The sequence below is a fragment of the Kamptonema animale CS-326 genome (assembly GCF_028330895.1).
In the GTDB taxonomy this organism is placed as follows: domain Bacteria; phylum Cyanobacteriota; class Cyanobacteriia; order Cyanobacteriales; family Microcoleaceae; genus Kamptonema; species Kamptonema formosum.
The window spans coordinates 1-10,272 of sequence record NZ_JAQMUA010000005.1 but is presented as its reverse complement, the minus strand read 5'-3'; the positions used below and the strand labels follow the sequence as shown (position 1 = coordinate 10,272).

At 43.0% G+C, this 10,272-nt stretch carries 10 protein-coding genes; 3 read left to right on the top strand and 7 right to left on the bottom strand.

The window, feature by feature from the left end:
* Positions 1 to 180: 180 nt before the first annotated feature.
* A complete protein-coding gene (gene clpP, locus PN499_RS00135) occupies positions 181 to 828 on the bottom strand; it encodes an ATP-dependent Clp endopeptidase proteolytic subunit ClpP (protein WP_272029562.1) in 648 nt (215 codons plus the stop codon).
* A gap of 100 nt (positions 829 to 928) precedes the next feature.
* Between clpP and PN499_RS00130 the strand changes: the two genes are divergently transcribed.
* The gene (locus PN499_RS00130) at positions 929 to 1,732 is read left to right on the top strand and encodes a phytanoyl-CoA dioxygenase family protein (protein WP_272029561.1); all 804 of its coding nucleotides are present in this window, start codon (positions 929 to 931) and stop codon (positions 1,730 to 1,732) included.
* Between the two features lie 55 nt (positions 1,733 to 1,787).
* On the opposite strand, the gene PN499_RS00125 is transcribed toward PN499_RS00130, so the two are convergent.
* From PN499_RS00125 to PN499_RS00110, 4 genes are all read right to left on the bottom strand, one after another.
* Positions 1,788 to 2,918, bottom strand: coding sequence for an acyltransferase family protein (locus PN499_RS00125; protein ID WP_272029560.1), 1,131 nt, complete (start codon positions 2,916 to 2,918; stop codon positions 1,788 to 1,790).
* Between the two features lie 174 nt (positions 2,919 to 3,092).
* Positions 3,093 to 3,356, bottom strand: coding sequence for a hypothetical protein (locus PN499_RS00120; protein ID WP_272029559.1), 264 nt, complete (start codon positions 3,354 to 3,356; stop codon positions 3,093 to 3,095).
* A gap of 68 nt (positions 3,357 to 3,424) precedes the next feature.
* Complete coding sequence (locus PN499_RS00115) at positions 3,425 to 5,728, bottom strand: heavy metal translocating P-type ATPase (protein ID WP_272029558.1); 2,304 nt, start codon at positions 5,726 to 5,728, stop codon at positions 3,425 to 3,427.
* Positions 5,729 to 5,797: 69 nt separating this feature from the next.
* Entirely contained in the window at positions 5,798 to 6,001 is a 204-nt protein-coding gene (locus PN499_RS00110; protein WP_465249954.1) for a heavy-metal-associated domain-containing protein, read from the bottom strand.
* Positions 6,002 to 6,287: 286 nt separating this feature from the next.
* Between PN499_RS00110 and PN499_RS00105 the strand changes: the two genes are divergently transcribed.
* Entirely contained in the window at positions 6,288 to 6,995 is a 708-nt protein-coding gene (locus PN499_RS00105; RefSeq protein WP_272029556.1) for a DUF305 domain-containing protein, read from the top strand.
* 54 nt (positions 6,996 to 7,049) lie between these two features.
* On the opposite strand, the gene PN499_RS00100 is transcribed toward PN499_RS00105, so the two are convergent.
* A complete protein-coding gene (locus PN499_RS00100; protein WP_272029555.1) occupies positions 7,050 to 7,895 on the bottom strand; it encodes a metal ABC transporter permease in 846 nt (281 codons plus the stop codon).
* Positions 7,896 to 8,074: 179 nt separating this feature from the next.
* On the opposite strand from PN499_RS00100, the gene parA reads away from it, so the two are divergent.
* Positions 8,075 to 8,698 (top strand): ParA family partition ATPase, encoded by a 624-nt coding sequence (gene parA, locus PN499_RS00095; protein ID WP_272029554.1) that lies wholly within the window; start codon positions 8,075 to 8,077, stop codon positions 8,696 to 8,698.
* Positions 8,699 to 8,976: 278 nt separating this feature from the next.
* Here parA and mnmA read toward each other — a convergent pair whose 3' ends face one another.
* The gene (gene mnmA / locus PN499_RS00090; protein ID WP_272029553.1) at positions 8,977 to 10,032 is read right to left on the bottom strand and encodes a tRNA 2-thiouridine(34) synthase MnmA; all 1,056 of its coding nucleotides are present in this window, start codon (positions 10,030 to 10,032) and stop codon (positions 8,977 to 8,979) included.
* Positions 10,033 to 10,272 lie beyond the last annotated feature (240 nt).

Sequence of the window (10,272 nt, the reverse complement as noted above, 5' to 3'; positions counted from 1 at the left end):
GGAGATGGGGAAGATGGGGGAGATGGGGGAGAGGGGGAAGATGGGAATAGAATCAAAGATTCCAGTAATGACGGGATTAGGACGATATTCGTAACGCCGCCCTCTGGGCGGTATTTTTACCACCGGGACGGCGGCGTTACGCGATCGCTGCCTAAGTCCTGATTAAATTGAGATCGGTAACTAACTAGGGACAGCAACTATGGGGCGCGTAGCGGAAGGGCGGCGGTCAATCACTAGATCGACAAGACCATATTCCGTTGCCTCTGCTGCCGACATGAAGAAATCCCGTTCGGTGTCTTCCTCAATCCGGCTGAGAGGTTGACCAGTGTGGGCCGCCAAATGTTCGTTCAAGCGTCTTTTGTGGTAAAGAATTTCTTTCGCCTGAATCTCAATGTCAGTTGCTTGACCTTGGGCACCGCCTAAAGGTTGGTGAATCATAATCCGGGAATGAGGCAGAGTCATCCGTTTACCTTTGGCACCTGCGCTGAGGAGAAAAGCACCCATACTGGCCGCTAAACCAAGACAAATCGTCGAAACCTCTGGCCGGATGTGGTTCATGGTGTCAAAAATACCCATCCCTGCGGTGACTGAACCCCCTGGTGAGTTGATATAGAGATAAATATCTTTCTCTGGGTCTTCTGCGTCTAAAAATAGCAGTTGGGCAACGATTAGGTTGGCCAGGTCAGATGTCACCTGCTGTCCGAGGAAGACGATGCGATCGCGCAGCAGCCGCGAGTATATATCAAAGGCCCGTTCTCCGCGACCCGATTGTTCGATAACTGTTGGAATCATTGACAGAGCCTTCCTGTTCGTGTAACTTTTCTTAATTTTAATGCTAACGGCTGACAGTTGACACGATCGAGGCAGAAATTACTGAGTAGGTGGATATAATACAAAAGTCGAAATTGACCCATTATTTAATTGAGAAATGAATCCAACAACTATTAAAGCCCAATGGGATGAATATGGCTATGTTATTATCCCACAACTATTAGATGTTATACAGATTGACGAGCTTAAAAAAATTTGCGATCGCATTTGGGAACAATGGGTAAGGGAATCCCTTGCTCCCGAAGAAGCTGCTAACTTCACAAATATGGCTTTTTTAACTGAAGAACGTTATTTTATTAATTACCATAGTCAGCTTCAATTTTTATTAAATACTATTGCTAATCCCCAAATTATTAACCTATTATATCAAATATCTGAGCGAGAGCTTTTGTTTTACAATACGCAATATTTCTTTAATCCAGCCAGCTATACTCGCAGGGGAGATTGGCATCGCGACCAGCAATTTGACGCGCCAGATGAGGAAACTGAAAAAGCAAGAATGCAAAACACTATTGGCATTCACCTCCACATTAGTTTTCTCCGTGATAATAATTTAGAGTACGTACCTGGTTCCCACAAGCGCTGGGATTTTCCAGAAGAACTTGAAATTAGGAAAGGATTAAATGGTATGGAGAAAAACTTCGCTTATATGCCCAATGCACAAAGCATTAATCTTCAACCGGGAGATGGTGTATTTTTTGACGCATGGGGAATTCATCGTGGTAATTATATTGCCAGTATTCCTCGGCGCACTTTCGATATCATTTACGGAACGCCTCCTGACTGGTGTGTACCATCTCCAACGTGCTTTTTACAACAAAATACGCTGGAAGGATTACCAGAGACAACACGGGCATTTTTTTATAAATTCATCGAAACTTATAAAGATAAGTGGTGCTAAACTAATTAATAATTTACCTCGGTAACAACAGTTAACAGTTAACAGTTAACAATTATCAAATTTTTAAGAACCAGCCGCGCCGATACATTAGATAAAGAATAACCCACCAAAATAATACCGTAGTTAGGGCAAAAGCGAGGGAACCATTCATCGCGCCGGCCCAAGGTCGAAAAAAGTTCTCGTAAATCCAAGTATAGGTTGTTGGAGGCTTTTCACCACTGCCAATGTGAGTTTTGAGTAAGATTCTGGCGACAAAACCGGAAGCCACAAAGACAAAGATTGCATTTAATCCCATGATTTCAAAAGGTCGTCCCCATTGCCAGCGACGGACTTCAATTGTTTCATAGCAGATAGCAAGTAATAAGATGGCCCAGCCTGCGGTGAAAAGAACATAAGAACTTGTCCAGAGTTGTTTGTTAATAGGAAACCAGAATCCCCAAAGTTGACCAATTGTTAGGGAAGCGAGGCCGAATATTACTAAATTCCAAGTAGTGCGAGTTTTGATTGGTTGAACTCGTAGCCATTGAGTTGTAAAATAACCCGCTAGGACTGTGGCGATCGCGGGTAATGTGCCCAGTAGTGATTCTGGATCGTATTGTCCTTGACGGTAGAGGTGTTGGGTTCCGAGAATTAGGCGATCGATATATGCGCCTAAATTGCCTTCTGGAGTCAGGAGGTTTGCGCCGTAACCGGGAACAGGAATTAAGGTTAATGCACCCCAGTAGCCTAAAAGTAGCGTAGCTGCGAGTATTCGCAGGTTGCGGGAGGAGAGATGGAGAATTGCGATCGCGGCTAAGAAATAAGCTAAACTAATGCGTTGCAATACTCCCAAAATACGGATTTTACCAAAATTCTCAATTGGGGAACCATTGAGAAGTACGTCCAGAAAAATTGAGAAGCTATTAAGCAGTAAACCTAATAGAAAAAGCAAGGTTGCGCGGCGTAAAATGCGCCAATAAACTGTCGATTTCGGTGGGTTTTCTTCCGTATATTTCGATAAGGAAAAAGACATCGCCGCACCAACAGCGAAGAGGAAGAAAGGAAATATTAAGTCTGTAGGCGTGCAACCATTCCATTCTGCATGGTCTAGCGGAGGATAGACGTAATCCCAACTCCCAGGATTATTGACAAGAATCATGGAAGCGATCGCAATTCCTCGAAAAACGTCAAGAGATGTCAGGCGCATAGGTGATTTTTGTTCAGTATTGCTATTTTAAACCCAAGCAAGTAACTAAATCCTTCTTCCTTCTCTCCTAGATAACTAAATTTTTCTTTTTTCTTCCTTCTTCCTTCTTCCTTCTACTTAACCTTTGAGCTTGCGCCATAACCCAAAATGTAAATCTTGAAAAGTAATCGCCTATCAATCGTCTTTCAGAGATTTAGATTTACTGAACAAAAACCACCAAAGCTCTAAACCAATTAGCCCTAATCCGCCCAAAGTGACTGCAACCTTATTCACTAATGGTTGTTCAATCGAGCGAAATTGAGCAGTTTCCTGAGCAGAGTTATTAGAGGAATTAGAATGGCTGTCTGCGGCAATCGCGCCTGATATTGAAAGGGAAATTATGCCGATTGACAATCCCAATACTGCTAACTTTCTGAAAAATAAAACTTGATTAAGCATAATTTTTTCTCCAATCGTGATTAAAAACAGAAATCGGGCTTTTCTTAAATATCTAGTTGAGTAGATATCTAATTGATAAGCTGAGATTTTCCAGAGAAACCCCGTTTCTTTGCGTAAGTTCTATTTGATGAAAAATTTCGCAATCGTAATGCGTTTGTGACTACAGAAACCGAACTAAAAGCCATCGCCATACCCGCAACTATCGGATTCAATAGCCAGCCAAACACCGGGTAGAGAAGACCCGCCGCAATTGGGATACCTGCCACATTGTAGATGAAGGCAAAGAACAGATTTTGTTTAATATTTTGGATTGTGGCATGAGATAGTTGAATTGCAGTGACAATTCCCTGCAAATCGCCAGAAATCAAGGTAATATCGCTAGCTGCGATCGCTACATCTGTTCCCGTTCCAATTGCTATTCCCACATCTGCTTGAGCCAGTGCGGGCGCATCATTAATACCATCTCCAACCATTGCGACAATCTTACCTTCTGCTTGCAGACTTTTTACTTGAGCAGCTTTTCGATCCGGGCGAACTTCTGCAATCGCTCGTTTAATGCCAACTTCACGGGCAATTACTTCAGCAGTGCGGCGATTATCTCCAGTTAACATCACTACTTCTAAACCCATCTTTTGCAAAGTTTGAATTGCATTGATAGAAGAAGGTTTAACCGCATCTGAAATCCCCATAATTCCTTCCATCTTACCATCGACTGCCAGCCAAATTACTGTTTTCCCAAGATATTCCAATCGCTCCCAGTGTTGCTGTAAGGGATTAGTATTAATCTCTAGTTCTTGCATCCAGCGATGGGTTCCAATCTGCACGAATTGATTAGAGACATACCCTTGTACGCCACTACCTGGTATCGCTTCAAATTCCTGAGATTCTGTTAAATCCACACCTTGCGCTCGCGCGTATTGCACAACAGCTTCAGCCAGAGGGTGTTCGGAATTTCGTTCAACTGCTGCTGCTAAAGAGATTAGCTTTAACTCATTACTATTAGCAGTGCCATTAATAGCTACAAAGTCAGTAACAGTCGGCTTTCCTTGGGTAATTGTCCCTGTTTTATCGAGAACTATTACTTGCAATTTATGCGCCAATTCTAGACTTTCTGCTCCTTTAATTAAAATGCCGTTTTCTGCACCTTTGCCTGTTCCCACCATGATTGAAGTTGGCGTAGCTAAACCCAGAGCACAGGGACAAGCAACGATCAGAACGCTCACAGTAGTAATCAACGCAATCGTGATGTTACCCATGATATTGTACCAAAGGATAAAAGTCGCGATCGCGATCGCAATCACCACAGGTACAAACCATCCCGTCACTCGATCGGCTAATCTTTGAATCGGTGCTTTGGAACCCTGTGCTTGCTGTACTAATTGCACAATCTGTGCTAGAAATGTATCTTTCCCAACTCGCGTAGCTCGGAATTTAAAGCTACCAGTTTTATTAATTGTGGCTCCAATTACCTCATCACCTGGTCGTTTTTTTACGGGTATACTTTCCCCTGTTACCATCGCCTCATCAATGGTAGAGGAACCCTCCACAATCTCGCCATCAACTGCAATTTTTTCACCAGGACGTACTAGAATTATATCATCCAAAACTACTTCAGCAGTTGGGATATCGATCTCTTCATCATTCCGAATAACACGAGCTGTTTTTGGTTGTAATCCCATCAATTTGCGGAGGGATTCTGAGGTCTGCTTTTTCGCGCGACTCTCTAGTAATTTTCCCACCAAAATCAAAGTAATAATCGCAGCAGATGCTTCATAGTAAACATCAGCACTTAAGCCTTGAGACGTAAAGAAGCTCGGAGAAAAAGTTGCAAAGATAGAGTAAAGATACGCAGAGCCAGTACCCACTGCTACTAAAGTATCCATTGTTGCAGCATGACGTTTTAGAGCTTTCCAAGCATTAACATAGAAACTACGAGCACACCCAAACTGTACTGGTGTAGTTAATACCAATTGCAGCCAAGGATTGTGCATCCATTCGGGAATAAAAGGGATGGGAAGTCCGATCATCATTGGCAACGATCCAATTAAAAGAATGGTGCTGACAATCCCACCTATCCAAACTTTTTGGAGTAACTGTTGAGTTTCCGCCTGTTTTTCTCGTTCTTCAGCATCGTTATTTGTACTAAATATATCCTGTGCTTGGATGAGTTGAGCTGCGTATCCCGCCACATCTACTGCATTCTGAATTGTCTTAATATCAGTTTTTTCGGAGTCATAGGTGACAGTGGCAATTTCAGCACCAAAGTTGACGCTGCATTCTCTCACACCTGGAACAGAAAGAATAGCTTCTTCAATGCTATTAGCACAAGAAGCACAACTCATTCCTCGCAATTTTAATCGAGCATTATCCATTATTGACCTCCGCAATTATTCCAAAACAGTTAACAGTTAACCGTTAACTGTTAACTGTTAACTGTTAAATTAAGCAGCAGGGTAGCCTGCGTCTGCGATCGCTTCCCTAATTGCACTTTCAAACTTAACTGTTTGAATCTTGACCAATTTGGTCTTAGGATCGCCCTCAACATTAGCGGCTGGGTCAATACTTTGGACTGCTTTAGCGATCGTGTTTACACAAGCAGAACAAGCCATTTTGGGCACTTTGAGCTGTAATGTCATAGTAACCATCGATTTGCTTTCTCATTGAACTAGCTCCATCTTGTACTCTCCAGTCAACAGGAGAGTCAAGGGGGAAACCGCAATTAAATATTAAGTTTTGTTGCAATCGCTTTACACAGCTCCCTTTGTTAAATTTCTGCTCAAATAAAATTAGAATTTATATCGTATTTAACTTAGAGTCTACCAATGATTTTTTATAGAGTAGAGTCAATAATTTCATCCTAATTTCATATTTAAGTGCAATACTCAACACTAAGAGGAGTAAAAGTATTTTTTTAATTGGAGCTAAAATTCGATGCAACTTATATCCTTAAAAACTGGCTTTGTAGCATTAACTTTCACCGCCGTAGCCGCCCTTGCTGGAGGAATACTCGCCGGTTGTTCTAATGCTCCCTCAAGCCAATCTCAACCCTCAAATACACCCGCAATAACCTCAGTGAATAATCAGCAGGAGACAGTACAGAATAGCGGCATGAGTGGCATGAACCACAGTATGTCTATGGACTTAGGCCCGGCAGATGCAGACTACGATTTACGATTTATTGATGCAATGATCCAACATCATCAAGGCGCGGTGAATATGGCTCAAGAGGTACTTAATAAATCCCAACGCGCTGAGACTAAAAAGTTAGCTGGCGACATTATTAAAGCTCAGGAAAAAGAAATCAATCAGATGAAACAATGGCGCACCGCTTGGTATCCAAAAGCCAGCAGTACGCCAACAGCTTACGACGCTAAGATGGGTCATAACATGACAATGACTCCTGAGCAAATGAATAGCATGATGATGAGTATGGACTTAGGTGTTGCTGATGCTCAATTTGACTTACGCTTTATCAATGCTATGATTCCTCACCATGAGGGAGCGTTAGTAATGGCTAAAGACGCATTAATCAAGTCCAATAGACCCGAAATCAAGAACTTATCCCAAGATATTTTGACTTCACAACAGAAAGAAATTGAGCAAATGAAACAGTGGCGACAAGCTTGGTATAAAAAGTAATACCAATTCTCCAAAGTTATACGACAGTAGAGGTTGGAAATAGGCAAAAGTAAGTTATTTTGTGTGAATAGGAGGTAGATATTGTTTGCGGCTTTGGCGATAACCAGTAGCAAGTAAAACGCCACCAAATACCAAGGTGGATAGCAGGACAACACTAGCTCCCGAAGCAATATCAAAGTGGTAGCTGAGGTAGACACCAACGAAAGCGATCGCAGCTCCTAGCCCGCCTGAAATCAACATTATATAACTAAAGCGATCGCTCAAAAGCCTTGCAGTCGAAGCTGGAATTACCACAGCCGAAATAATTAATGTTACTCCCAAAATATTTAATGTTGTCACCAGTAAGGTTGCTAGCATTAAAGCAAAAAGCGTATCCATTGCTTTGACAGGTACGCCGTGAACTTGGGCAACTTCTCGGTCAAAACACCAAAATAGTAAAGGTTGATAAAAGATGAAAACTAGACTGAGCAAAATAATAGTTACTACGGCGACAATCCACAAATCTTCGGGAGTGACACCGAGGACATTTCCAAACAGTGCGGCTTCAAAGTTTTGACTGAATTTCCGAGAACTACTAATAATCGCTACCCCCAAAGCAAAGCTAGCAGTTGTGACAATACCAATAGCAGCATCCGAATAGATTTTGCGTCCAGTTAAATATTGAATTAATAAGGCTGAGGCAAATCCCCAAATTCCAGAGCCTATGTAGAAATTCAAACCTAAAACGTAGCTCAATACGGCACCGCCCAAAATAGCATGAGATAGACCGTGAGCAATGTAACTCATCCGGCGGGTTGTAATATAAACCCCAATTACGCCGCACAATAGACCTGCCATCATTGCTACTAATAAGGCGCGGCTGAAAAACTCGTAATGAAAGGGTTTGAGTAGAAAATCCATTGTCAGTTGTTTTATTAGCTAAAAGTTACAGCAGATTTCAATTCAGTTGAGGGCAAACCCTACCTGCCCGATCGGGGATTCTCTCCCATACTTTTAGCTTGAAAACTGCTTTCTATTAAATATTGGCTACGAATATAGTTTAATGTATTAAAGTAAATAAAAGTTTTGATAAATACGGCATGATTATCTCAGTTCAAAACCAAAAGGGAGGCGTTGGGAAAACAACGATCGCCGTTCACATCAGCCATGCCTTGGCTTTGCGCGGTGGTAGGATACTGCTTGTGGATGCTGACCCTCAAGGTTCTGCACGAGATTGGGCGGCGGCTAGAACTAGCGATTTACCTTTCTCTGTGGTAGGTTTAGACCGTCCTACGATCCACCGGGACTTACCTGCGATCGCTAAGAGTTACAGCCATGTAGTGATTGACGGCCCGCCGCGAGTCTCAGACTTAGCTCGTTCTGCGATCATGGCTTCTAATATTGTACTCATTCCTGTCCAACCTTCGCCCTACGATATTTGGGCAACAGAAAAGGTAATTAGCTTGATCCGAGAAGCTTCTGTTTATAAAGATTGGCTGAAATCGGTATTTGTTATTAATCGTAAAATAGTTAATACATCTATTGGGCGGGATGTAGCAGAAGCCCTTTCTGGGTATCAAATTCCAGTTTTGAAGTCGGCTATTTGTCAGCGTGTGGCATTCGCAGAATCAGCAACTATTGGGTGTACGGTGTTAGAAACAGAGCCTAAAGGAGCAGCGGCCGCTGAAATCAGGGCGCTAGTGGAAGAATTGATCGAGTTATAAGGTTATCCGAACTTACATGAAGTTACTCCTTTTCTGTCACCCTCGGTAGAAAATAATCGGGGATACTTATAGCATCAGACTTTGTACCAAAAATCTTGATTTCAGCCATTTTGTGAGAAAATAAACGCTCAAATCCTCGCTCTATCTATCGCCTATAGTTTTTGTATCAATAACCAGCAGAGAGAATTCTTTTACCTCGTTGGCTATAACTAATTTTTATTTCCAGTTACGATCGCACTCCCAAATTAAAATAGGGCGGACAACAGCCGCCCTACTTATTAACCTTGACTCTCAATAATCCCGCCGCCTAGTAAAATATCTCCATCGTACCAAACGGCCCCTTGTCCAGGGGTAATACCAAACTGCGGCTCATCAAAAATCAACTTTACCCTAGCATCTGCCAAAGGAATCACACTCACTGGTACAGGGTGCGATCGATAGCGAATTTGTACTTCCGCCCGGATTGGAGCCCCTGGTTCTGCGATCGAAACCCAATTAACCCGGTTGACAGTACACTCATTTTGTGCAGCAGAAGCGCGATCGCCCACAATTACCCGATTTCGGGCCACATCTAAACCAATCACATAAAGCGGTTCCGCCCATGCAATCCCCAAACCCTTCCGCTGACCAATCGTATAATGTTGAATCCCATCATGTTGACCCAACACGCGCCCATCTTTGTCAACAATGTCACCTTTAAGCGGCGCAATATACTTGTCCAAAAATGCCCGCATGGAACCGTTACTTTCCACCAAGCATAAATCCTGACTTTCCGCCTTATCAGCAGTCTTCAACCCAAACTCAGCCGCAATCCGCCGAGTTTCCGTCTTCGCAATATCCCCCAAGGGAAACACAGAACCCGCCAGCATTTCTTGTGTCAAATCGTACAAGAAATAAGACTGATCTTTCGTAGAATCCACAGCCCGCCGTAATTGATAGCGATCTACTGACCCATCGTAACTAATCTGAGCGTAGTGACCAGTCGCAATCTTCTCAATTCCCAACTTTTCGCGAGCATAGCGCAACATCGGGCCAAACTTCACAGTCCGATTGCATTGCGAACAAGGTAGCGGCGTAATTCCCGCGCCGTAACCCTCCACCAAATAATCTACAATACTTGCCTGAAACAGATCCCGGCTGTCCACAATCTCATGAGGAATGCCTAATTGTTCGCAAATCTGGGCTGCATCAACCATGCCCTCAGAGCAACACTGACCCTTACCCTTCATCAGCCACAGAGTCAATCCCACCACCTCATAGCCCTGATGGTGTAAAATTGCGGCTGCTGTCGAACTATCTACCCCACCAGAGAGGCCTACTACAATTTTGTTCATGGTTTGAATCCCTAATAGGGATTTAGACAAGCAGTCGAATCCCTATTATAAACTATACGACAGAAGTTACTGATAAGTCTAATAAGCAAGCCTACGATCGCACCAATCGCGGAGGAACGCCGGATGCCTTTACCATCGATTATATTACATAAATACTACAATTGGCTATTAGTGCTCTTAGGAGTAAGTTTAGCAATAACACCTGCCGCTAGTGGCGCGATCGCGGAGCAGGGGAGCGGG